Raw genomic sequence first — 22,571 nt, forward strand, 5'->3', positions numbered from 1 at the left:
CCATGATGGCGTTTGCACGAAAGGCATGGAAGCAGACAGCACAATTCCTGGCAAGGGCGACAGTCGCGTTGTCCGCGTTACTCGCGGGCAGTGCGGCGGTTGCGGCCAATAACGATCCGATCGTACTGGTGCACGGATTTTTGGGATTCGGCCCCAATGAACTGCAGGGGACCAATTTCAAATACTGGGGCGGCTTCAACGATATCCAGGGCCATATGAGGAGCTACAACGGCACGCACGAGGTGTACACCGCCTCGGTCGGGCCGGTCAGTTCCAACTGGGACCGAGCAGTCGAGTTGTACTATCAGATCAAGGGCGGTTGCGCCGACTACGGCGCCAAGCGCACCGCGCAGTTCGCCGCCTACGGCAAGATCCAGAAGCCGGCGGGAAAATGCTGGGCGGCGGATCCGAACAACAACCCGAACCACTATCCGCTCGCCTTGTATCCGAGGTGGGATGCAACCCATCCTGTCCATTTCGTAGCACACAGCCAGGGCGGTCAAACGGTACGCACGCTGATCCAGTTGCTGGAGAACGGGTCGCCCAATGGCGATGAAGGCGGCGGCGCACTGTACACCGGCGGCAAGATCGGCTGGGTCAAGAGCGCAACCACCATCTCCACGCCGCATGACGGCACGACGCTGCGCGAGGTGGTGATCGATTACGTGCCCCATGTGGCGGAATGGGCGGGCAAGATCGTCGAGGTAGCCGGCCTGGGCGGCAGCAGCGCACTCTATGGCTTCGACCTGGAGCAGTATGGCCTGGCGCAAGGTCCTTCCGAGAGCCTGGGTGATTTTATCGATCGCACCAAAGGTGCGCCCTTCTGGTCGTTGAGCAATCACGATGCCGCGCAATGGGATCTCGGTCCGGATGGCGCCAAGCAGCTCAACAGCTGGGTGAAAACTTCGCCGAATGTGTATTACTTCTCGGTGGGCAGCAAGGCCACCGAACAAGGCAGCTTCTGCTGCAACGGCACCGACCGGCTGATCGCACCGTTCCAGAGCAGCAGCTACCAGTATGCGCGCGACGACATGATCTTCTTCACCAAGAACACCGCCGGCGAATGGGTCGTGCCCTCGTTGTTCACGCGCGGCATGGGCTCCTACACGCAAACCGATCCGAGCCGCGTGCTGATCGACAGCAGCTGGTTCCCCAATGACGGCGTGGTAAATACCATCAGCATGCGCGGCCCGAAAGGACAGAACCTGCGCAACTTCGACGGCACCCCGGTGCGCGGCGCATGGAATTACCTCGGGTACTACAATCAGTATGATCACTTCGATGTGATCGGCTGGCTGCGTTCGACCAGTGAGGTCTATCCGATCTACCACTATCTGACGAGCATCCTGTACGGCCTGTAATACCGCAAGTTCGAAACGATGCGGGGTCGCTGCGGCGGCTCCGCATCGCCTCAACCGCAACCTGCAACAGCTTCGGGAAGAGATGATGATGGGAATGCGAAGACCTCTTGTGTGGATGGCAGCCGCCGCCATCCTTCTTGCCGGTGCGTCATGGATGATGCGTGACCGGCCGGAGACGCCGAAGGCCGCTGTCGAGCCCGACCTTTTCCCCTTTCTGAAAGCCACCAACGGCATGGTCCCCGACAGCCCCGATGAAAACCGCGGCACGACCGCGCACGAGACGATGCGCCACGATTCCCCGCGCGACAACCTGCCCGGCCAGGCACAGGCGCAGCCGTCAAGCTTGCGCCAGCTGGCCGACGCGCAGCAGGCTGCGCGGGAATTGCGTGCGAAGGGGGCCAGCGATGACGAGATTTACCGGATGCGCGCCGAAGCCCTGTCAGCGGAAACGGCTGCCCGCCTCGCCGACATGGAACGTGCGGAGTCGATGTGGCAGGCGCGCGTCGATGCCTATCTTGCGGAGAGAAACGCCTTGTTTGGCGGGGACGCGCAGCAAGCGGCATTGCAGCAACTGCGCGATGCGCGCTTCAGTGCCGAAGAACAGAAACTGCTCGCGGCCTATGAACCGTCGCGGCTGCCGCAACTCATGCCGCCCGATCTGCCGGAAGCGAATCAGTAGTCGTAACCGAATGCCATGCCGCCGCCCCAGTTCAGGCTGCCGTCGGCACGCGCACCCGACACATAGGTTTGCGTCTTCCACGACCTGTCCAGTTTTTGCTTGAAGCAGGCTGTAAAGCTGCTCCGCCTTGGTATGGCGGCGAAGGGTTTGTCCTGGCAATCAAATGCGATGCCTTCGCCATCCACCGGAGCCATCTTGAGTGGCGAACCGGGATCGGAGGCGGCACGATCACGTGTGCGCAAGATTGGATCGAGCGTGGTCGCTGTGCCGAAACTGCCACCCGAAACGCTCCTGCCATCCCCCAGTCCGAAATGACGCTTGTCGCTCACGGCGCCGCCCAGCTTGAGAACGGGGTCGCGAAACAGGTTATAGGTCAGAATCCTTCGCTGCCGTTCCTTCTTGCTGCGCCTGTCTTTGTCACTCTTTGCAAGCGCATGCTTCCTGGCGGCCGGGACAGGCTTGGGCGGATGCTGTGGTTTGGCGGAGAGTCTGGACGGAGTCATTACCGGATGCGAGGTCGGCGCGATCGTCAGATCGGAGGCAAAAAGCAAGGCGCCCGGCCACGCGCCGAGAACGCATACCGCGATGAAAGCAGGAATAGGTCGTTTGCATAACATGGCCGCTCACCACATGGACGCTTGCGATCGAAAATATGCACGAAAAGTTGCAATTAGTCACCAAATTAACGTAGTTCCATCAACATTGCTGTAAAGAAACGTAACCGGATTTGGCCGCGCCGTGGATTTCTCCCTCCCTACGATGGTACTAAGTACCTGCTCATGAAAAACTGTGAGTGTCTGTGGCCCAAGTCGGCGCGCTACTGCGTTGCCCGCCCCTGGCAGTGCTCGCACTGCGTCGGGTCAGGCGCCTTGCATCGCATCCGACATGGACCACATCCATCTCACAGTTTTTCATGAGCAGGCACTTAGTTCTGCTATTGCGACCAGGAGCATGGCCGGCACTCGTAAAATATTGATCAAGTAGCCCGGTGCCCCCCCTCTGAGGTGCTCGTCCCAACGGCTGCACGTTGATCAGTGTTACCAAAATACGACATTCATCGCAATAAGCCTTAATAACCATATTTACAATGAGGGAAATTTCAGATAATGGCATTTAAATAGAATGCACTTCGACCGAGTTTTCATGGGAAATGAGAAGAACCTGGCAACACGACGCTCGCGTCTCGGCGTAACAATTGTCTTTCTGCTGTATGTCGTACTGGCGACGGCACTGATCTGGTATTCCGAAAAGGTACGCATCGAGCATGAGCGCGCTCGCGTCTCGTATCTGGCCGGCGAACGCGCCATCGCGATCCAATCCAACATCGAACAGGCAATGTCCTCGGCCTATGCACTTGGAAGCATGGTGGAACTGACCAAGGGCGATCTGAAGGAATTCGACCGGCTTGCGAACACGCTGCGCATGTTTTATCCCGGCATTTCGGCGCTGGAACTGGCGCCGGGCGGCGTCATCCAGCGCATCGCCCCGCTTGCGGGAAACGAAAAAGCCATCGGCCACAACTTGTTGACCGACCCTCTAAGAGAAAAGGAAGCCTTCCTCGCAAGGACTTCGCGCAAATTAACCCTCGCAGGACCGTTCCAGCTTCTGCAGGGTGGACTGGGCGCCGCCGGGCGCCTGCCGGTCTTCCTTCCTGACGAGAAAGGCGGCACGCAGTTCTGGGGATTCGTCGTCGTATTGATCCGCTTTCCGGAAACGCTCGCGCCGGCGCGGCTCTCGGAGCTGGTGGAGAGCGGTTACAACTACCAGATCTGGCGCGTGCATCCCGATACCGGGAAAAAGCACATCATCGACGCATCATCCAGTGAAGAACTACGCAAACCGGTGGAACGCACGGTCCAGGTACCGAACGCAACATGGACCCTGAGCGTCGCTCCCATGGATGGATGGATCGACACCACCACGCTTGCAATCAAGATTGCACTCGCAGTGTTCATTGCGGCGCTCGTCATCGTCATGACGGTGTCATGGCAAAAATCGCACCCCGCTTGAACGGTGCCGGATCCTTCGCGGCATGTCATTGCGGCATGCAAACGGCGTGACCTCCAAATTTATTTATTGCTCTTGAGAACCAAACTTTAAAAGAGGAAACTAAGCTGTCTTTGGAGGCCACATGCAAGATAACGACAGCAACAACATGAATGAGGCAAACGCAGTGATTCGCCTCATCAAAAAACTCGCCGGCTACCAGACCGTCGTCCCGGCCAGCGAACAGCGTGTGATGCGACGCGATCCCCGTCCGAGAACGATCGTCGAAGTCACCGAAGAACTGCTGCGCCAGCAAGGCAAATAGGCGCATCCAGGCGCATCCGCCCTACTTGCGAATGCCGATGGTGACCAGGTATTCGCGAGGCATGGCGATGCCGATCTCGGTTCTGAAGCGTTCATGGAAAGCAATGAAGTCCTGCTTCAGTTTTTCCGCCTGCCCCGGATCGAGCGTCGTCGCCAGCATCTTGATCGGCCCGAATCCGGTGGAAAACAGATCCCACACCGCCTGTCCGCTTTGCGCGTACAGAACCGATGTGCCTGATTCGAAGCGCAGATCAAAACTGTTGCCGAGCAGTTCCTGCAAACGCTCCTTGCGTCCCCATTCAAATGGCGATGGCGGCGCCGGCGACGCCGGTGGGGCCATGTAGGGTTTGACCATATTGAAGAAATCGCTAATCGAGCTGTCAGGCTTCCAGGTCGTCAGCGCGATGCGCCCGCCACTCTTGCAAACGCGGGACAGCTCATTGGCCGCCGCCTGTGGATTGCCGGAGAACATGACGCCGAAGGTGGATAGCACCGCATCGAAACTTCTGTTTTCGAAGGGAAGCGCTTCCGCATCGCCGATCTGGAATTCAATATCGAGCTGCGCGGCGCTGGCAAAGGCTCGCGCCGCCTCGATCAGGTCGCTCCCGAGATCGATGCCGGTGACGTGCGCGCCGTGCGCGGCAATCCGGCGTGCGGCCCAGCCCGTGCCGGTTGCGACATCCAGAATCTGCTCGCCGGCTTGCGGGGCAAGCCGAAGCACGCAATGCTCGATTGCATCGGCGATGGTCTGGCTGATCTTGTCATAATTCGACCCGCCGCTATCCCATACAGCGGCCGCCTTCAGATTATGCGGCTGGATAATATGCGTCTCCATGGTATCTCCGTCGTGATGTATGCGGCCGGAAAACGGCCATATACCAACATAGATCGCGAGATAGCACACCATTTGAGGAAGAGCAAAGCGCGTCCGGCAGCAAGTTCCATCAGCCGCTATACTTGCCCGTTATTGTTCGCTGTCACACGTTACGGTATATCGAGGAGAAACCACCATGTCCGTCACTTTGTACGCTGCATCGATTCCGGTATTCAAGCAAATGCTGAACAGCCTCGACGACATCCTTCGCAAAGCCGAAGCGCATGCGAACGAGAAAAAAATCGACCCGAATGCCTTGCTGCAAGCGCGGCTGTTTCCCGACATGTTTCCATTGATTCGCCAGGTACAACTCGCGAGCGACTTTGCGAAAGGCTCGGGCGCGCGCCTGGCCGGGGTGGATGTGCCTTCGTATGAAGACACTGAACAGAGCTTTGCCGATCTGCATGCCCGCATCGCAAAGACCCTGGCATTCATCGGCAGCCTGACGCCCGCCCAGATTGACGGCCGCGCAGAACAGGAGATCGTGATCCAGCCCGGAACGCCGAGGGAACGCAAGTTCGCGAACCAATCCGTGTACCTGCTGCACTATGGATTGCCGCAATTCTTCTTCCATGTCACGACTGCCTATGCACTCCTGCGCCACAACGGCGTGGAGATCGGCAAGCGCGACTTCGTGGGCAGCTATTAACGCAGAAGCAGCGTCGCCGAGACATAAAAAAACCTGCGAGCAATCGCAGGTTTTTTTATTGAAGCAAGGAACGCGTATCAGAGGCGCTCGATGATCGCCGCGATACCTTGGCCGCCGCCGATGCACATCGTGATCAGGCCGTAGCGCTTGTTGGTGCGAATCAGTTCATACAGGCACTTGATCGTGATGATCGCGCCGCTCGCGCCCAGCGGATGGCCCAGCGCAATCGCGCCACCGTTCGGATTGGTGCGCGCCGGGTCCAGGTCGAGGCCGCGGCACACGCCCAGCGACTGCGCGGCGAACGCTTCGTTCGATTCGATCACGTCCACGTCGTTCAGGCTCAGACCGGCGCGTTTGAGCGCAAGCTGCACCGCCGGAATCGGGCCCGTTCCCATGATGGACGGATCGACACCCGCCACCGCATAGGACACCAGGCGCGCCATCGGTTTCAGGCCGGCACGCGTGGCTGCGCCGGCTTCCATCAGCACGCAGGCGCCGGCGCCGTCGTTCAGGCCGGACGCATTGCCAGCCGTCACGGTGCCGCCTTCCTTCTTGAACGCGGGCTTGAGCTTGCCCAGCGATTCGAGCGTGGTGTCGGCCTTCGGATGTTCGTCCGTGTCGAACAGTACCGTGCCCTTGCGGCCCTTCACTTCGACCGGAACGATCTGCGACTTGAAATGGCCTGCTGCGATCGCTGCCAGCGCCTTCTTCTGGCTGTCCAGCGCGAAAGCATCCTGCTCTTCACGCGAGATGCCGAATTTCTCCGCGACGTTCTCGGCAGTGATCCCCATATGACCGGCGCCGAAGGGGTCGGACAGCGCGCCCACCATCATGTCGATCATCTTGAAATCGCCCATGCGCTGTCCCCAGCGCGCGGCCTGCGCCGTGTACGGTGCGCGGCTCATGGTTTCCACGCCGCCGCCGACCGCGATCTCGGTATCGCCGAGCTGAATCGCATTGGCCGCCGTCACGATCGCCTGCAAGCCCGATCCGCACAAGCGGTTCAGCGTCAATGCGGCCGATTCCTTGACCATGCCGGCATTGATGCCGACCACGCGCGAGACATACATGTCGCGCGGCTCGGTATGGATCACGTTGCCGAATACGATCTGGCCGGCTTGCGCCGCCTCGATACCGGCACGCGCAAAGGCTTCCTTGACCACCAGCGCGCCCAGGTCGCAGGCGGAAATATCCTTCAGTGCGCCGCCAAAGCTGCCGATCGCGGTACGTGCCGCGCCAACGATCACCACATCCTTCGTATTTGCCATTTTCAATCCTTGCTCAAATTGTTGGTGGAAATTCCTTCGTGCCCGCCAGCCGGTGCCGGGAGTCGTTTCGGCCCCGTATGCGGCAGTGCAACATATGAATGATACGCGATTCGCCAATTCCGGTTCTGTCACGTTCCGGACATTTCCGCCTGCAGCCTATCCGCCGGTCGCGCGGAACAGCTCGAGTGTGCGCTGGCGTGCCAGTGTCGCGCTCTCCTGATGAAAATCGCTGCGCCGGTCGGAATTGAATCCATGACCGGCGTCGTAGACATACACCTGCACCGCCGGATGCAAGGCGCGCACTTTCTCGACGCCGTCGAGTGGAATGCTTTGGTCATGCCTGCCGAAATGGAGAATGATCGGGCAGCGCGGCGTTTCGTTCGCCATCTGCGGAATCATGCTGCCATAGTAAGCTGATGCGGCGGCGAGCCCCTCGCAGCGACAGGCTGCGGCCCAGGTGACCGAACCGCCGTAGCAATAGCCGGTGATGAAGACCGGCCCCTTTTCTTTCAGCTGATCGATGCAGGTTTGCGTATCCGCAACCGACAGATCGAAGGGATGCGCTTCCCGCGCTATTTTGATGGCCATCTGCCGATCTTCGGGGCTGTAGCTTGCCTGCAGCCCCGGCGCTTCGCGATCGTAGAGGGCGGGCGCGAGCACCTCGTATCCCTCGGCGGCGTACGCGTCGCATTGTTCGCGGATATGCTCGGTGACGCCGAAGATTTCCTGGATCAATACAAGCCCGCCGCGCCGCTGGCCCTGCGCTGGAACGTGATAAACGCCCAGCGTCGCTCCATCGCTCATCGTCATTGAAATCATTTTTCCTGCGGAAGGCATGGCATCCCCTTTTCTCGCTTGCGTTGACAAGCATCGCAGTATAGCGACACTGCGGCGACACTGCGCCAGCCTGCACGGCAGATATCGCAGCGTCGCTGACTGCTACGCGCGGCGGATCAGTCGCAGCAGGAGGATGAGAACGATCGCGCCGACCGTCGCAACGATGATGCTGCCAAGAAGTCCGCCGCCGGCGGATACACCGAAGGTGCGGAACAGGTAGCCGCCGAGAAAGGAACCAACGATGCCGACGACGATATCACCGAGGACGCCGAAGCCGCCGCCCACAATGGCGCTGGCGAGCCAGCCGGCGATCAGGCCGATCAGAATGAACCACAGGAATTCCATGTTTTTCTCCTCAAGCAAGGATCAGGCAAGACGCAGATTGAACGACGCAAGCAATAACATAGAAGATGCAGTCAGAAAGCCGTTGACAGCTCTCAAGATGGCCGCAGGAAGATTGCCGGCCCTTGCGCATGCCGCGCAACATGATTGTCTCAGGCAACGTCTTTCGCGAACGCGCGCGAGGTGCGCGTTCGCCGCAGGCCGCCTGCGAGCCCCGTCACGCGCGCTATTGACAGGCGCCAGAACGCTGCCGGAAGCTCCTTGATGAAATCGCTCAAGGCCAGGGGATCGAAGGTCATGGCACGCAGCAAGCGTCCGCGTTCACTGGTATCGAAGGTCATTCGCTTCCAGCAGGAAGGACGGATCAGCGGATATCTCGTATAGGCCGTCCCCGAAGTCAGGTGCCGCACACCGCTCGTGCTATAGGCAGGCAGAATGACCTGCGCGGCAAAATTCAATCCGCACCACACCGAAGCGGTCAACGAGGCCCAGAAGCGTGGGTTCGATTCGATCAGATAAACCTTGCCGCTAGCGGTCTCGATACGCGCGTCGATGTGCATCACGCCGTGATAGTTGCTGGCCTGGCACAGCCTGGCAGCCATGGCTTCCAGCTCCCGGCTGGGTCGGAAGACGATGCTTGAATCGCCCGCTTGCTGAATCGCGAAGGCGGTAACCCTGCCGCCCAGCGCGAGCAGGCTGATATCGACATCGTCGCCCTCGATATACTGCTGAGCAACCAGCGGACCGTAGTCATACGCGTCGTTGCGCAGGACTGCCTGTTCGAAGTCAGCCTTGTCATGCACGATGTACACGCCGGTCGAGCCCGCCAGCCCGAGCGGCTTGAGCACGAACGGACTTCCGATGTCTTCAACCACTGCGTCGTAGTCCAGATCGGCCTTTGAAGGAACGAAACGCGTCTTCGGTACGGCCAAGTCATGCGACATGCAAAACTGGTGGAATTGCCACTTGTCATCGAACATATTCAGCGTGGCCAGCTCCGGAATCGGAGTCACCGGCAGCATGAGGCGTTCGCGCACCCGGCTGACGAGACGAATGGCGTCGCAGTCCACGGGAATCAGGATCACATGCGGCCGTTGCCTGACGATGCTGTTGACCAGGTCGACAAACAGATTGTCGTCCTTTCCCTCCAGGTCCACGGTAATCTGCCGCTTGCATAATGCCGACCAGCGAAGAATGCCGGTTTCCGGACCGCCAATCACAATGCATTTGGCATCGGTAAAACTGCGAATCGATTGCAAAACCGCCGACGTGACGCGTCTGCACTTTCCCAATACGATGAAATTGATCATGTTTTCCGCAGCCCAGTCTTGTTATCAAAAAATAGCTACCGCAAGTTAATGTACCTGCGGGCTGCCGGCGCCGATTGACGATCCGCAAGCTTGCTTGCGAGCGTCTTCCGGAGCCAAATGAATATTCGTCGCGATGACCTGAACCTGCAATCAGGAAACGACCTTGCGGCGCCCGGCGGGTTTCCGCCGGGTATTGCTACAATGTCCCGATCAAAGGACTGCAGTCGAGGGAGCCGGTTTCATTGCGAATTGATCTGCCCTGCTGCCCGGCTCCTGCCTGCGCCCGCGATTTCATGAGGAGACAAGCGTGAACACAACTGCACAAACCAGACTCGTCGTTGAAGGCCTCGCATTTGCCGAGGCGCCGCGCTGGCACGACGGCGCGCTGTGGTTCTCGGACTTTTACACGCACAAGGTCCATCGCATCGGCGCCGACGGCAAACTGGAGACGGTCGCCGACGTGGCCGGCCAGCCCTCCGGACTCGGATGGTTGCCGGATGGCCGGATGCTGGTGGTTTCGATGACGGACCGACGGCTGCTGCGGCAGGACAGCGATGGCTTGAAGGCGCTGGCCGATCTCGGCGCGTTTGCGCACTCGCATTGCAATGACATGGTTGTCGATCGCTACGGGCGCGCCTATGTCGGCAATTTCGGGTTCGACATGATGCACAAGGAACCGGTGCGTTCCACCGTGCTGATGCTGGTGGAACCCGACGGCAAGGCGCGCGTGGTGGCCGACGATTTGCTCTTCCCGAACGGCTGCGTCATCACGCCGGATGGCGCGACATTGATTGTTGCCGAGACATTCGGCAAGCGCCTGACGGCCTTCGATATCGCCGACGACGGATCGCTTTCAGGTCGGCGGGTATGGGCGGACTTGGGCGAGGCATCGCCGGATGGAATCTGCCTCGATGCGGAAGGAGCCGTCTGGGTGGCGTCGCCGCCAACCGCCGAATTCCTGCGCGTGCGGGAAGGCGGGGCCATCTGCGACAGGATCGGCGTCAACGGTCAGGCAATTGCCTGCGCGTTGGGCGATACGGACCGCCGCACCTTGTACATGGTCATTGGTCGCGTTTCGAAAGCGGAGCGCGCACTGGCCGAACGCAACGGCCGAATCGAGGCCATCCGCGTCGATGTGCCCGGCGCCGGATTGCCTTGACACAGTTCTTCGTTGTCGGTCACACCGGCGGCCTTGCTTCGGACCCTGCAGGCGCGTTCTGCTGCGAGCATCCAGCCGCGCCGACAACCGTCTGGCGTAATGCATCTGCGGGCATCGGCTGCCAGTCGATATGACAGGCGCGCATGCTGCCCCGGATCCCCGGCGTCATGGTGCAGGATTTGGAGAATGGCGTTTGCTCGACGGATGGCACCGGCAATGGCTTGGCTCCGTTTCGGCCCGGCGGCTGGCGATTCGCGCCGCTCGCCGGCGGCACCGCGGCCTGCACGCAAGCACAGGCAAGAATGGCGAGTACGGGCAGGGCTCTCATGGCATGCATCAACTCGGTTTGTACAAGTAGTAATTGGCCGCATTTTCGGAACGCTCCAGCGACATGGCGGGCAACACCGCGTGTGATGCCGCCGGCGCCATGATCGACTGGTAGGAAACACGACCGCCCTGGAGCTGCTTCGGCGAGCGGCCAAACCAGCGCTTGCATGCGCGGCAGAATGCGCTCGGATCGGAGAAGCCGAGCTGGAAGCTGAGCTTCTTCAGCGATACTTCACCCTTGCTGAGATATTGCTGCGCCATCTCGCGGCGGGTATCGTCGACCAGCTTGGTGAAGTTGGTGCCCTCCTCCGCCAGGCGGCGCTGCAAGGTGCGTTCGCTCATCATCAGCTGTTTTGCCACTTGCTCGCGTTGCGGTTCGCCATCGGGCAGCATATCGGCCAGCAATGCCTGCACCTTGGTGCTGAAGCTGTTGTTCGGCTGCGGCGCCTGCTCCAGCTTGGCCAGCATGCGCAAGGTCCAGTTGCGCTGCGACTGCGCCAGCTCGGCCAGCATGCGCAAGGCCCAGTCGGCCGCCATCGGAAACGCGGTCGGGATCGTTGCCGTCAGGTCCGCATCGTCAAACTCCATGCTGTTGACCGTTCCGCCGAAGCGCACCTCGCAACCGTACGCCTCCGCATACGCCTGTTCATTCTCGGGCGCAGGAAAGGCATAGGTGACCAGCACCGGCCGCACGTCTTCGCTGGTGGTGGCGGACTGCAGCGTGCGCAGCACCAGGCACCAGACGAAGTCGTAGTGCTGTTGTGGAACGCGACGCTGCCCGCCGGGCAATTGCAGGCTGACGCGCGTACGTCCGTCGAGGGCTTCGATGGTGCTGTGGACGGTCGGCGATACCAGCGGTGTATAGCGCACCAGATTCTCGATCGCGGTCTTGACATCGGGCGACGCACGCATGATGTGCCCCATCAAGCCGGATCGGTCCAGTGGTTGCGGTGACGCCACTTTCAGTCCAAGCAAGGGATCGCCCGACACCTGCACCACAAGATCCCACAAATGGCTGAGCTTGTCCGAGAGCGTGAGCGCATCGTCCGTCATGCACTCGCTCTCTTCCAGGCCGACCTGCCTGCACAAGGCGTCGATATCAAACCCGCGCGTCGCAAGACGGGACTTGATGCCACGTACCAAATCAATCGCCGACGAGTATGTCATGCTGCTTCTCCCACTGAAGATGCACTCCTCACACCAACAAGGCTTTGCGCCCCGCCATTCATGACGCAACCACGGAATCTCCCGGGCACGGCTCAGGGGATCGCGGCGGTACGCAGGCGTGTGCCGATGCGCTGGCGAAGTTCTTCCAGTTTCGGATCGACCTGCGAACGCGTTTCGGCGGCGAGTTTTTCTCCCAGCGCCTTTTGCATGTCGGGCACCATTTCCTCGAATTTGCGCTTCACCGGCGACTCGAAGATGGCGATGATCTGGCGCAGCTCATCCTCGCTGAATTTTTCGGCGAGCATGGGCACGATGGTGCTCGGCACCAGCTTGTGCGTCTTGTCGAGCACCATCGGCGTCGTGTCATCAAGGAACTTCTTCGCGTCTGCTGTGATGTCTTTCATTGCCGCGTCCTGCTTGTCCGGCGGTACCCGCCCTTGCAGCACGACGCGCGCTTGCGCCACCGCTTCCGCCACCGGGCGTTGCAGCATCGATTCGCCGAGTGCATCGACCTGCCACAACTGGAGCACCTTCTGCACGAGCTCCTTCTTGGCGGGTGGAATCGCGGTCTGGGCGCTGGCCGCGCTCACAGCAATCATGACGGTGATGGCAACAATGGATCTGATCATGGAAATACTCCTCTGAAAATCGGTCGCGCTCTGCACGCGACACTAGAAACGCTTGGTCAAACTGAAACCCAGATACCGGACGCGAATCCCGCCGGCCACATCCAATCCCGCATAGGGGTTGTAAACAATGTTGAAGAAATTGGTGCAGTTCATGTTGCAGCTGCTGCCGGCGGGCACGTTGTAATCGCCCTTCATGTAGCTGGCCGTCACGTTGATGTCGGTGTCCGGGTTGATCTTGTAATTGAAGCCCATGCTGTAGAGTTTCGTATCCGGCAGCGGCGCCACCAGGTCGAGCTTGTCGGCCGGGATCGAACTCTTGCGCGGCTCGTAGCCAAAGCGCAGCAGCAACTTGTCGGTGACCTGGGTCTGCAGGCCAAATCCCCAGTGCAGCACGCTCTTGTAGCCGCGCGGCAGACGCAGCTGCGTGGAGTCGTTGATGCCGAACATGCGCGCCACTTCGAGCAGCTTGATACTCTGGTCGAACTTGAGTGTCATCGCATCCCAGCTTCCCCAGTCGGTGTAATTCGCATCGACATTGAACTGCACGCGTTTGGTGGGCTTGAACTTGAAGCCGACCTGCATGTGCGCCGGGAAGGGAATGGTGGCGCTCATGTTGCCGCTCTGGACTTCGGGAACCGATTGCGGCATGCCCAGGGTCGCCGCGATGATCGGCCCCATCAGGCTGCTGTAGAGACCTTCGACGAAGCGCCGGATCATCGGATCGGTCTTGAATTCATAACGGCCGCTATAGCGGGTCTTGGATCCGCTCTGATACACCACGCCCAGCGCAAACCAGTCCTTCGGCTCCCACAGGATGCCGAGGTTGATGGTTGGATCGACCGGCGCGGTCATGTCGATCTTCATGTTGGCCGCGCGCTTGAACGGATTCAGGCGCCCTTCCTCGCCGCCGCTGCACAAGCCGGGGCCGAGCGTATCGAGCAGGTTGCCGCCGTCCTTCGGGCACCAGCCGTTCTGCAACTGGCCGGTGATGCCGATCAAGGTATTCGGCATGCGCATGTCGGTATTCAGCACGAAGGCCGCATGCGCCAGCGGCACCGCAACGCCCACGCTCAAGGTGTCCGACACCTTGTAGCCCACCGCGGGCGACGCCAGCACCATCCGTTGTATGTGCGTGACCTTGCCGTCGAAATTTCCCGGATCGTTCGGATCGGTCCGCGTGACGCTCATCGCCTGCGTCACATAGGTCGCCGTGCCGTAGGTAAAGGGCGAATCGGGTTTGTTGAACGAAAACCCCGGCCCGCCGGCGACCGCCGCCGGCAGGCGCGCGCCAAGCAGGCCGATGCCGGGAATATACAGCCGCTGCCTTTCCTCGCCGGTATGCGTGCCGTTTATCGGATCCTGCTTGAATCCGCCGATGTCGAAGTCGTCCGGCTGATGGAAGGACGCACTGGTGCGAATCGACGCCGCAAAGAAGCTGTGGGTGTGCTGCTCGCCCTTCAGGCGCGTCAGGCCCGCAGGATTGAAATGGATCGATTCAATGCCGGGCGGGTCTGCCGTCACCGCATTGCCGAGCGACATGGCGACGACACCGGTGACCAGATTTTCGGTAAGCGCCGCATGCGCTGCCGGCAGCCCGCCGGCGCCAAGCAGACAGACTGCAGTCATCAGCCCGGCGCGCGATCGGCGCCTTGTCACGCGAGTTTTCATCGCTATGCCACCTCGATCAGAACGACAACGGCATGCTCATGCCGAGGCTGAAGTTGGGAGAATCCGCCGTCAGGCCGATGCCGGCGGTGAAATTGAGCGTGGTCTTCGGCGAGACGCGATAGCCGAGACCAAGGCTCAAAACGCCCGCGGTCTGTGTCTTGGTGCGATAGACGCTGCCGTTATCGAAATGCAGCTTGGTGCCGCGCGAAATCGTTTCCTGGATCGAGACCGAAGTCGAGATGCCGTAGGACAGCGCATACGCAAAGCCCAGGCCGAAACCGATGCTCGCGCCCGGGTCGACGCGGTTAAGCACGAGGTTGCCGTCGCGCCGCTGCGACAGGTGCTTGGCTGCGGTGCTATAGGAAACGTTAAACGAACCGAACAAGGCCACCGGATCGACGATGTGGTTGACGTTCAGGCCGCCGGTCAGTGTCGCCACGCCGGAACCGGTAGCGAGACTCTGGTTGGGATCGACCTTGAAGGGGCTGCGGCCGGTCGGCAGGCGCAGGTTTGCGGTGAAGGTGGTGGACGGCTTGCCGCGGTGCGCTTCCCACGGCTGGAAGCGTGCGCCGATGCCGATGTCGCCCAGCGAGTGGGACAGGCCAGAGCTGGTCGGGCTTTCGGAATACTTGCTCACCAGCGGCAGGCTGAAGCTGCCGGTCAGGTTGTCGCGCAGGCCGTAGTCGACCGACAGCGTGTTGGTGATCGCATGCGAGCTGTCGTTCTCGATATTGAACAGCGTGAGCGTGCCGTCGCTGAAGTTGGCGTTGATCTTTTCCTGGCCGATGTAGGTGTAGTTCAGGTCGTAGGTTGCCTGGATCTTGCCGCGCTTGATCAGCGAGTACTGCTTGTCCACCGCGGTCAGGGTCTGCTTGAGCAAGGTGGTTTGGTCGGTATCGCCTTCCTTTTGCTTGAGCGCTTCGCGTGCCGCCGCCGTGCCGGGCGCGTCGCTCGCCGCCGAAGTCGACTCTTGCTGAGCATGCGCAGGCAACACCAATGCAGCGGCAATCAAGCCTAATAGCTTATGAATTTTCATGACAACAACTCCCTTAGAGATGGATGGTGTGGCGACGCCTGTCCTGCCTTATTGCCTGCGCAGGTACACCCCGCCGAAGCCCGAGTTGATAGCGCGTTCAAGCATGTGGGTATTGCCGAACGGCTGGAGGTTAGCGACATCCCGTACGCGGTCCGTGTCGATCACGCCCAGTTCCTGGTCGGACAGGGCGAGTTGAGCGACCGGCGGCCGGTCCTTGGGGGGATACAGGATGAAGAGGGTATTGCGGTCCCAGAGCGTTGCGAACTCATCGACCGAAAACACGATGTTGCCGGCCGAAGGGTCGGCAATGTAGACGAGCTCGCCGCGAATGCCGCGCAGCACGACGAAGTGCTTGGCGCCGGCGTAATCGATCGGCACGATGGCCGGATGGTCGAGCTCGCGCAAGTCCTTCACTTCGGCGCGGAAGCCCGCGCTGTTGATGCCGAGCGAGGCGACATAGCGCTTCATGTCGAGCAGGGAAAAGCCGCGACGCTCGATGATCTTTTCTTTCTCGCCGCGTTCCAGCATGCCTTCCATCGCCTGCTGTTCGGATACCTTCAATCCGAGGTGGTAATTGAGGATCGTCACCAGTGCTGCGGAGCCGCAGCTGTAGTCAAACGCCTGACGGACGATGTGGCGATACTTCAGTTCGGAAAACGGTTCGAGTGTGACCGATTCGGTGATGGGGCCGCCGCCGACGGCGGTGAGCGGCAATTCGAATTGCTCTTTGGGGCGATCGACGGGCTCGAAGCGGGATGTCGCTCCCGAACCCGCAATCAAAAAGGCGATGGCGCCAAGCGCAATCATGAACATGTGGCTGTCCCCTTCATGTCTTTTCCTCAAACGTGAATTGTGTCCGGCGTCGCGATGTGTCCCGCGCTCGACTTCGCTTCTGTTCGAACTGAATGGCCCGCAAATCTTGTTGTTTTGGGCACGTTGCGAAGTGGCTTTAATGTACGAGGGACTTGCTAACGCGAACTCATCCGATCGGACGAGATTGGATTGCGCGGCATCAAGCTGGCCGCATTTGCTTGCTTGATGGATGCAGATAGATTCTTGATGGAAATAGCAGTGTCATGCACGCGCGGTGCAGGGACGCCTCGCGCTGCAGATTGCGTTGCGAATTTGCGCAGTTGCGGCCGGAGTCGGTGCTCCGTGCCGCAAATATTTCTTTCGGTAAATTGGATGGGCTGCCGCGTCAGAACGCGTCGCGCTTGCTCAGGAAATGATGCAGAGCTTGCGCGCCAGCGAAATGGCTTCGGTACGATTGTGCGCGCCGAGCTTGATGTTGATGTTGCGCAAGTGTGTCTTGACGGTGGTGACGGAGACGAACAGCTTTTCGGCAATCACCTGATTGCCATAGCCTTGCGCGAGCAGCATCAACACGTCCAGTTCGCGGCCCGTCAGTTCATTTTCCAGCGCAGCATGCGCCTTGCCCTGTCCGCCGTCGCTATGCGAAGGGAGTGGCACTGCGAACATGGTTCCCTGCGAAGAACGAAGGATTCTCTCAACGAATGAACGCAGCGCGATGTTCTCGTTGTTCGAGACATCCTTCGTGCCCTCCAGCATCTCGCGGATCAATGCCAGCAGCGCCGGCCCTTCATCCTTGAAAACGCGCACGAAGCCTTCGGACATGGCGTCTTGCAGGGTTTCGCGTATCGCGCGCATTGCCGGGTTGCGTTGGCCGGCGAATGACAGCGCCAAGGCGTACAAGACCTTGACGCGCAATGCGTAGCGCAAGCGACCCCGGCTGTACGCGTCCTGCAAATGTTCCTTCAGCAAGGGCAGGACATGCGCCGCCTGGCCGCAATGCAATTGCAGACGCGCGCTGGCGAGCATCGGCGTTTCGATATCGTCCGCAATCATCTGCAGCTTGCGGCGTTGCCACGCGGGCGCGCAGCCGACCAAGGCCAGCAAGGCCTTGGCGGACTCGATGTTCTGATCGAGGATCGCCATGCGCGCCTGTTCCAGCCGAGCAATGTCCACCATGCGCGGCAGCATGCGCTCCATGCCAAGCTGTTCCAGCTCGAGCAAGGTCTGCAAGGCATCGTTCACATTGCCTTCGGAACGCAGGATGCGGGCATGGATGAGATGGCTGGCGATGAGCTGGTCGGGAATGCCCGCGTCCTTGACCAGAGGCAGGTATTGCTTCAACAGGCGCTTGGCTTCGTGCAGCGAATCCATCTCATACAACACTTCGGCAAGATAGACACTCGCAAAACCGCTGTCGCCGCCCTGCCGCAAATCCGGCGGGTTGGCGCCAAAGCCCATCAACGCGCCGGCGATCCGCAAACGCATCTGAGACTCGTCGCTGATCAAGGCCAGCAAACGCGCCACCGCAGCGCGCAAGTGACCTTGCGCCAGGTCCAGCATGCTGCGCACATAGCCTGCCACCGCGATACTGAACAAGGGTCCCACCGCCTGCTGCTCCTGCGTCGCCTGGTCCAGCAGCAGGCGCGCATCCTGAAAGCGCCCGATCGTAGCGTAGTAATACGCGCAGCCAATCATGAGCATGCTGCGCAAAAACGGTTCCTGTGCGGCACTGCCGAGAATGTGCGGATCGTCCCACATCGGCGCCGTCTCTTCGATGCGATCCATCATCACCAGGGTGAAGGTGCGCAACACGTTGTAGTTCGGATGCGGCAGCGGCGACACGCCGTCGGGATTGGTCACCGTTTCCAGCAGCGTGAGCGCTTCGGAACTCCGGTTGATATGAATCAGCGACCACGTATAGACCGACATCAGTTTTGGATGCCGCGCCAGGCTGGCGCGGTCCAGCACGTCGAACCAGCGCACCAGCAAGCGAACGCGCCCCTGCAGGAACAGCGACTCGGCATGCTTGTTGAGCAACTCCAGTACCAGCTCTTTATCGCGCGAGGCCATTGCATGATCGATGGCATGCGTTGCGCGCCCCTGCTCGATATACCAGTTCGCGGCGCGGCGGTGCAAGACGGGACAGAGCCCCGGGTACTGGCGTTCCAGCTGCGCCCGCAGGAAGCCCGCGAACAGGGGATGATAGGTGAACCAGTTGCGCCCTTCGTCCAGCGCGGTCATGAACATATTGGAACGCTCGACTTCCTGCAGCAACTCCTTGCTGTCGCTGCGACCGGTCACTGCATTGCAACTTTCGGCGGTGAATTTCTGCAGGATGCTGGTCTGCAAAATGAAGTCCTGCAGATGCTTCGGTTTCTGCGAGAGCACATCCTCGGCAAGATAGGAGGCGACCACCGTATTGGATCCGGAGAAGGTCCGGATGAAGCGCTTGGGATCCTCGTTATCTTCCAGTGCCAGCGAGGACAGCCACAGCGCGGCCGCCCATCCTCCGGTGACCTGATGCAGCTTTTCGACATCCTGGCTGTCAAGCTTCAGCCCGCGCTTCTCGCACAGGAACTGTCGCGTTTCCTCCAGCGTGAAGCGCAGCTGCCCCGCATCGATTTCCAGAAGCTGCTGACGCGCGCGCAAGCGTCCGAGACTGAGCGCGGTCTGCTCGCGCGAACCGATCACGATCTTTTGTTGCGGGCCGAGCAGTTCAATCAATTGCTGAACGACGGAAATCGCGGCCGGATTCTGCAGATGCTCGAACTCGTCGAGGATCAGCATGAATGGCAAGGGGGTCGACGCGACGGCCTCCATCAAATCGAAGCTGTCGCTGTCGCGTGCAAGCGACGTCTCACTCGGCGTCAATGCCGCCGCCAGCGCGGAAGGGATCTGATCCAGTTGCGCGAATGCCTGGCTCAGGCAAGTCATGAATCGGTCAAGGTCGTTGTCGCCCGCGTCGAGCGTCAGCCAGACGATCGCATATCCGACCGCAGTAAACAGATCGTGGATATCACGCAACAGTGTGGTCGTGCCGAATCCGGCCGGGGCCTGTACGAGAATCAGCTTTGCGCCTGCCGCCTGACGGATGCGCTCGGTAAGACGATCGCGCGCGACGAACGGCGCTCCCATCGCCGGTGGCCTGAATTTGGATGGCGGCGATCGGGGAACCGTGGGCTTTTCCCAAGGCGTAGTAGGTATTGCTGCCATTCAGATTACCCGAAGAAGTGGACGCTGCAACATGTCGAGCGATGCACGGTTGCGATTCCGTATAGCACTCAAATGACGCGAAGAAAAATAGGAGATTACATAAGATTGTCAGCAGACCAATAGAGGACTTCCTCTAATTACCGACCGGTCGTACTTTTTCTTGCACTGCACCACGCGCATGTCGGCGTACTCGTGCATGTCATTTCATTCCGGCGACGACGGTGGCTGAATCATGCAGCGATCGCATTTCATTTCGATGGGGAAATTTTTTTCTGCTTGGCTCTCGCGGCCAATGTTTTGGCTTCGGCGGTAAGGGCGCCGTACACCGTTTCCGCGTCGTGTTGCCCTACTATGAAGGCTCTTAGTATTGTTGAAATATTAAGAGCTGTACGGCGCTGGATTTCACGTCCGGATGGCAGTGCAAGTCGCCGACCGGGCAGCGCAAAAATGTTTCCACAAGAAACAGGGAGCCAGCGTTAGCGGCAAATGAAGAAAAAAACCTTTTGAATAAATTTTTTTATCGAATTGGAGACTATATATGAAACTGCAACTGATCAAGAAGACCGCAATTGCCGCTGCTCTGTCCGTATTCGCTGTGGCCGCTTCGGCCATGACCCCGATGCAAGATGACAGCCTGAGCCAAGTTTCCGGCCAGGACGGCGTGTCGATCGCTGCCAACCTGAACGTTGACATCGGTTCGTTCCAGTACACCAACACGACCGACAACAATGCAAACATCAACTTCAATCACATCAAGGCAAATGGTTTGATTGCAGCCACCATCGACGTGATCAGCGGCACCACCTTCGGTGCGATTCGCACCGCATCCGGTGTGAGCGGCGACTTCTTCAATCCGGCAAGCGACGTGGTCCAGATCGCTATTCCGGCTGCAACCCACGTGACGCTGCCGGCTCCGGCTCTGCTGAGCGTGTCGGTTGACAGCGTCACGATGGGTGGCAGCACTGCCTCCTTCGGCAAGATGGCAATGAACCAGATCGACCTGCGCGGCACCAGCGTCTGGATGTGGGCACACTAATCAGCAGCCGCTGGCAACAGCGACTGGCCTGATCTAGCGGCCTCCCCCCGGTGTCATGCCGGGGGTTTTCCAGCAGCGCTTTTCATCGATCCCGATGGTTGGCTAACGGATCGGTGAAGAGCGCGCTCCCGGCAAATCGCCTGGCGGCACTGCTCCGCCGGACACACCGACTGCTTCGCAATCATGAGCGTGAAACGATTTCCTCTTGTCTTGATGAGCGCAGCGCTCTCCACGCTGCTTTGCGCGGGTACCGCATCGGCGCAACTGCGCGCCATGTCCGAGCAAGAGATGTCGTCGACCCACGCCCAGGGATTATTGGTACTGAACAACAGCAGCTTCGACGGATTCGATTTCACCCGCATCGCACTGGGCGCGGACGTCACGCTGAACGCCAATTTCCGCAACATCCGCCTCGGCGAGTATAACTACGCAGCACGCAACGGCACGGGTGCCGACATCGACATGCCGCTGCTGCAGTTCGGCCGCAGCGACGGCACCTACGATCAGCGCCTGGTGCAGATCACCAATCCTTACCTTGAATTCATCTATCGCAATGTCGCGAATGCCGCCCAACGCGAGGTCGTCGGCATTCGCTTCGGTTTCGACGGCATCAAGGGCGACGTCGGCCTGACACTGAATACACTGAGCGGTTCGATGCTCGTTGACGGCGGCGCCGCCGGCATGCTGGACTCCAGCACCGCACCGGACGGCGGCAAGCGCTGGGACGGTAGTTGCACCGCACCTTGCCTCACGCTGGCGCAACTGGGCGGCGTTCGGGCCGGCGATGCAAACGGTCCCAGCCGCGACTTCTGGATGGCAGTACTCAAGACGCCCGTGCAATTCCAGCCGCCTGCGGGTCTCACTGCGCCGCAGGTCGCGCAAGCAGGCTTCTGGATGAACTGGCGCGACCGCCTCGCCGCCATCAATACGACCGGCACGCCGCCTCCCAACCTTCCGTATCCCCGTTGACGCATGCGTGCACTCGACCTGACCGCAATATCGGCCGGCCATGCTGTCGCCATGCTCTGCGGATTGATTTCGCTGTGCGGTGTGCCGGCATCGGCGAGCGCCGAGGGACTGCAGCCACTCAACGATGTGGCGCTGTCGTCGGTCACCGGCCGTGACGGGCTGAGTTTCGACCTGTCCAATTTCTCCTTGTCGGGCGACGCACGGTACACCTATTACGCGCCCTCGCCCTCGACGGCGAGCGCCTATATCGGCAGCCCGTATCTTTCGCGCTCGGACGATACCGCCAGCGAATTTGCGGATCCCTACCGGCTGGCGGTGGTAAAAGGCGCGCCCGGCATGGCCGATGTCATCAGCCTTTCCAATCCGCTCAACGCCAATGGCCTGAAGCGATGGCAGGCGGCGTTCGACTGGGGAGTCAACGCGGACGGCATTGCCTTCGAAGGCGGCAGCGCCGTGTTCAAGGATGCGGTGTTCTATGGCGGCGGCATGCAATGGACCACGCCGCAACGCGGCGAAGGAATCGCTTTCGGCCTCGCCCTGCGCGCAGATATCGGCAACATTCTGCTGCGTCCGCGCGGCCGGGACGACATCACCCAGACCGAACCCGCAAGCGTTGCCGAACAAATGAATATCCGCGGCGTGAAAATCGGCGCGGTCGACAGTAACGGCAATTTTCTGAATACACCCTGGCGCATCGCCGACGTGGCGACCCAGCCGGGCATCTTCAATGCGGTAACGGACGCCGGCGGCAATCCGCGCCTGCACGTCGGCATCGACTGGCCTGATGCAAGTGGCGCTGCATTGGGCGGCCTGCAGATCGACAACGTTTCCTTCCGCAGCGACATCACCGGCAACCTCGATCTCGGATCAAGCCGCATCGGCTCGATACAGATTCAGTACCTGGACATCAAGGTGAGACCCTGA

At 60.3% G+C, this 22,571-nt stretch carries 22 protein-coding genes; 9 read left to right on the forward strand and 13 right to left on the reverse strand.

Features of this window, described 5'->3' with window-relative positions; translation table 11 throughout:
• The first annotated feature begins 2 nt into the window (after positions 1-2).
• Positions 3-1,361: a hypothetical protein gene (locus E6W33_RS17895; protein WP_136418675.1), complete on the forward strand. Its 1,359-nt coding sequence runs from the start codon at positions 3-5 to the stop codon at positions 1,359-1,361.
• A gap of 94 nt (positions 1,362-1,455) precedes the next feature.
• On the forward strand, positions 1,456-2,040 hold the full coding sequence (locus E6W33_RS17900; protein ID WP_168798684.1) for a lipase secretion chaperone: 585 nt from the start codon (positions 1,456-1,458) through the stop codon (positions 2,038-2,040).
• Here the strand turns inward: E6W33_RS17900 and E6W33_RS17905 are convergent.
• A complete protein-coding gene (locus E6W33_RS17905; protein WP_136418677.1) occupies positions 2,034-2,657 on the reverse strand; it encodes a hypothetical protein in 624 nt (207 codons plus the stop codon). The genes E6W33_RS17900 and E6W33_RS17905 overlap by 7 nt on opposite strands.
• 526 nt (positions 2,658-3,183) lie before the next feature.
• Here E6W33_RS17905 and E6W33_RS17910 point away from each other — a divergent pair.
• Together E6W33_RS17910 and E6W33_RS17915 are read left to right on the forward strand one after the other, a co-directional pair.
• Positions 3,184-4,050 carry a CHASE domain-containing protein gene (locus E6W33_RS17910; protein ID WP_168798685.1) on the forward strand — a complete coding sequence of 289 codons (867 nt, stop codon included), beginning with the start codon at positions 3,184-3,186 and terminating at the stop codon, positions 4,048-4,050.
• Between the two features lie 121 nt (positions 4,051-4,171).
• Positions 4,172-4,351, forward strand: coding sequence for a hypothetical protein (locus tag E6W33_RS17915; RefSeq protein ID WP_136418679.1), 180 nt, complete (start codon positions 4,172-4,174; stop codon positions 4,349-4,351).
• Positions 4,352-4,372: 21 nt separating this feature from the next.
• On the opposite strand, the gene E6W33_RS17920 is transcribed toward E6W33_RS17915, so the two are convergent.
• Complete coding sequence (locus tag E6W33_RS17920) at positions 4,373-5,185, reverse strand: class I SAM-dependent methyltransferase (protein ID WP_136418680.1); 813 nt, start codon at positions 5,183-5,185, stop codon at positions 4,373-4,375.
• A 175-nt stretch (positions 5,186-5,360) separates the two neighbouring features.
• On the opposite strand from E6W33_RS17920, the gene E6W33_RS17925 reads away from it, so the two are divergent.
• The gene (locus tag E6W33_RS17925; protein ID WP_136418681.1) at positions 5,361-5,873 is read left to right on the forward strand and encodes a DUF1993 domain-containing protein; all 513 of its coding nucleotides are present in this window, start codon (positions 5,361-5,363) and stop codon (positions 5,871-5,873) included.
• 77 nt (positions 5,874-5,950) lie between these two features.
• Here E6W33_RS17925 and E6W33_RS17930 read toward each other — a convergent pair whose 3' ends face one another.
• From E6W33_RS17930 to E6W33_RS17945, 4 genes are all read right to left on the reverse strand, one after another.
• Positions 5,951-7,141, reverse strand: a complete 1,191-nt coding sequence (locus tag E6W33_RS17930) for an acetyl-CoA C-acyltransferase family protein (protein ID WP_136418682.1) — start codon at positions 7,139-7,141, stop codon at positions 5,951-5,953.
• A 156-nt stretch (positions 7,142-7,297) separates the two neighbouring features.
• Positions 7,298-7,951 (reverse strand): dienelactone hydrolase family protein, encoded by a 654-nt coding sequence (locus E6W33_RS17935; RefSeq protein WP_211097371.1) that lies wholly within the window; start codon positions 7,949-7,951, stop codon positions 7,298-7,300.
• 129 nt (positions 7,952-8,080) lie between these two features.
• Entirely contained in the window at positions 8,081-8,323 is a 243-nt protein-coding gene (locus E6W33_RS17940) for a GlsB/YeaQ/YmgE family stress response membrane protein (RefSeq protein ID WP_136418684.1), read from the reverse strand.
• A gap of 149 nt (positions 8,324-8,472) precedes the next feature.
• A complete protein-coding gene (locus E6W33_RS17945) occupies positions 8,473-9,630 on the reverse strand; it encodes an ATP-grasp domain-containing protein (protein WP_136418685.1) in 1,158 nt (385 codons plus the stop codon).
• Positions 9,631-9,937: 307 nt separating this feature from the next.
• Here E6W33_RS17945 and E6W33_RS17950 point away from each other — a divergent pair, with 307 nt between their 5' ends.
• A complete protein-coding gene (locus E6W33_RS17950; RefSeq protein WP_136418686.1) occupies positions 9,938-10,789 on the forward strand; it encodes an SMP-30/gluconolactonase/LRE family protein in 852 nt (283 codons plus the stop codon).
• A 19-nt stretch (positions 10,790-10,808) separates the two neighbouring features.
• Here the strand turns inward: E6W33_RS17950 and E6W33_RS17955 are convergent, their stop codons facing one another.
• The 7 genes from E6W33_RS17955 to E6W33_RS27880 all read right to left on the reverse strand — a co-directional run bounded on the left by E6W33_RS17955 (position 10,809) and on the right by E6W33_RS27880 (position 19,564).
• Positions 10,809-11,117: a hypothetical protein gene (locus E6W33_RS17955; protein ID WP_136418687.1), complete on the reverse strand. Its 309-nt coding sequence runs from the start codon at positions 11,115-11,117 to the stop codon at positions 10,809-10,811.
• Between the two features lie 8 nt (positions 11,118-11,125).
• On the reverse strand, positions 11,126-12,283 hold the full coding sequence (locus E6W33_RS17960) for an AraC family transcriptional regulator (protein WP_136418688.1): 1,158 nt from the start codon (positions 12,281-12,283) through the stop codon (positions 11,126-11,128).
• Positions 12,284-12,375: 92 nt separating this feature from the next.
• Positions 12,376-12,912 (reverse strand): DUF2059 domain-containing protein, encoded by a 537-nt coding sequence (locus tag E6W33_RS17965; RefSeq protein WP_136418689.1) that lies wholly within the window; start codon positions 12,910-12,912, stop codon positions 12,376-12,378.
• A 42-nt stretch (positions 12,913-12,954) separates the two neighbouring features.
• Positions 12,955-14,568: an outer membrane protein transport protein gene (locus E6W33_RS17970; protein ID WP_247869685.1), complete on the reverse strand. Its 1,614-nt coding sequence runs from the start codon at positions 14,566-14,568 to the stop codon at positions 12,955-12,957.
• Between the two features lie 28 nt (positions 14,569-14,596).
• Positions 14,597-15,616, reverse strand: a complete 1,020-nt coding sequence (locus tag E6W33_RS17975; protein ID WP_136418690.1) for a transporter — start codon at positions 15,614-15,616, stop codon at positions 14,597-14,599.
• Positions 15,617-15,664: 48 nt separating this feature from the next.
• A complete protein-coding gene (locus E6W33_RS17980) occupies positions 15,665-16,429 on the reverse strand; it encodes a C39 family peptidase (protein WP_136418691.1) in 765 nt (254 codons plus the stop codon).
• Between the two features lie 405 nt (positions 16,430-16,834).
• Complete coding sequence (locus E6W33_RS27880) at positions 16,835-19,564, reverse strand: LuxR C-terminal-related transcriptional regulator (protein ID WP_168798686.1); 2,730 nt, start codon at positions 19,562-19,564, stop codon at positions 16,835-16,837.
• A gap of 616 nt (positions 19,565-20,180) precedes the next feature.
• On the opposite strand from E6W33_RS27880, the gene E6W33_RS17990 reads away from it, so the two are divergent.
• The 3 genes from E6W33_RS17990 to E6W33_RS18000 all read left to right on the forward strand — a co-directional run bounded on the left by E6W33_RS17990 (position 20,181) and on the right by E6W33_RS18000 (position 22,571).
• A complete protein-coding gene (locus tag E6W33_RS17990; protein WP_247869686.1) occupies positions 20,181-20,678 on the forward strand; it encodes a DUF6160 family protein in 498 nt (165 codons plus the stop codon).
• Between the two features lie 183 nt (positions 20,679-20,861).
• Positions 20,862-21,647: a hypothetical protein gene (locus E6W33_RS17995; RefSeq protein WP_136418693.1), complete on the forward strand. Its 786-nt coding sequence runs from the start codon at positions 20,862-20,864 to the stop codon at positions 21,645-21,647.
• Positions 21,648-21,650: 3 nt separating this feature from the next.
• Complete coding sequence (locus E6W33_RS18000) at positions 21,651-22,571, forward strand: hypothetical protein (protein WP_247869687.1); 921 nt, start codon at positions 21,651-21,653, stop codon at positions 22,569-22,571.

This window comes from Herbaspirillum sp. ST 5-3 (assembly GCF_004804275.1).
GTDB lineage: Bacteria > Pseudomonadota > Gammaproteobacteria > Burkholderiales > Burkholderiaceae_D > Noviherbaspirillum.

What these genes read in the sequence shown, in the direction of transcription:
- E6W33_RS18000 (WP_247869687.1), top strand. Translation starts at nt 21,651, where the DNA reads ATGCGTGCACTCGACCTGACCGCAATATCGGCCGGCCATGCTGTCGCC.
- E6W33_RS17940 (WP_136418684.1), bottom strand. Translation starts at nt 8,323, where the DNA reads ATGGAATTCCTGTGGTTCATTCTGATCGGCCTGATCGCCGGCTGGCTC.
- E6W33_RS17955 (WP_136418687.1), bottom strand. Translation starts at nt 11,117, where the DNA reads ATGAGAGCCCTGCCCGTACTCGCCATTCTTGCCTGTGCTTGCGTGCAG.
- E6W33_RS17905 (WP_136418677.1), bottom strand. Translation starts at nt 2,657, where the DNA reads ATGTTATGCAAACGACCTATTCCTGCTTTCATCGCGGTATGCGTTCTC.
- E6W33_RS17930 (WP_136418682.1), bottom strand. Translation starts at nt 7,141, where the DNA reads ATGGCAAATACGAAGGATGTGGTGATCGTTGGCGCGGCACGTACCGCG.
- E6W33_RS17910 (WP_168798685.1), top strand. Translation starts at nt 3,184, where the DNA reads ATGGGAAATGAGAAGAACCTGGCAACACGACGCTCGCGTCTCGGCGTA.
- E6W33_RS17915 (WP_136418679.1), top strand. Translation starts at nt 4,172, where the DNA reads ATGCAAGATAACGACAGCAACAACATGAATGAGGCAAACGCAGTGATT.
- E6W33_RS17960 (WP_136418688.1), bottom strand. Translation starts at nt 12,283, where the DNA reads ATGACATACTCGTCGGCGATTGATTTGGTACGTGGCATCAAGTCCCGT.
- E6W33_RS27880 (WP_168798686.1), bottom strand. Translation starts at nt 19,564, where the DNA reads ATGGGAGCGCCGTTCGTCGCGCGCGATCGTCTTACCGAGCGCATCCGT.
- E6W33_RS17920 (WP_136418680.1), bottom strand. Translation starts at nt 5,185, where the DNA reads ATGGAGACGCATATTATCCAGCCGCATAATCTGAAGGCGGCCGCTGTA.
- E6W33_RS17925 (WP_136418681.1), top strand. Translation starts at nt 5,361, where the DNA reads ATGTCCGTCACTTTGTACGCTGCATCGATTCCGGTATTCAAGCAAATG.
- E6W33_RS17980 (WP_136418691.1), bottom strand. Translation starts at nt 16,429, where the DNA reads ATGTTCATGATTGCGCTTGGCGCCATCGCCTTTTTGATTGCGGGTTCG.
- E6W33_RS17935 (WP_211097371.1), bottom strand. Translation starts at nt 7,951, where the DNA reads ATGACGATGAGCGATGGAGCGACGCTGGGCGTTTATCACGTTCCAGCG.
- E6W33_RS17895 (WP_136418675.1), top strand. Translation starts at nt 3, where the DNA reads ATGATGGCGTTTGCACGAAAGGCATGGAAGCAGACAGCACAATTCCTG.
- E6W33_RS17965 (WP_136418689.1), bottom strand. Translation starts at nt 12,912, where the DNA reads ATGATCAGATCCATTGTTGCCATCACCGTCATGATTGCTGTGAGCGCG.
- E6W33_RS17900 (WP_168798684.1), top strand. Translation starts at nt 1,456, where the DNA reads ATGCGAAGACCTCTTGTGTGGATGGCAGCCGCCGCCATCCTTCTTGCC.
- E6W33_RS17975 (WP_136418690.1), bottom strand. Translation starts at nt 15,616, where the DNA reads ATGAAAATTCATAAGCTATTAGGCTTGATTGCCGCTGCATTGGTGTTG.
- E6W33_RS17995 (WP_136418693.1), top strand. Translation starts at nt 20,862, where the DNA reads ATGAGCGTGAAACGATTTCCTCTTGTCTTGATGAGCGCAGCGCTCTCC.
- E6W33_RS17990 (WP_247869686.1), top strand. Translation starts at nt 20,181, where the DNA reads ATGAAACTGCAACTGATCAAGAAGACCGCAATTGCCGCTGCTCTGTCC.
- E6W33_RS17945 (WP_136418685.1), bottom strand. Translation starts at nt 9,630, where the DNA reads ATGATCAATTTCATCGTATTGGGAAAGTGCAGACGCGTCACGTCGGCG.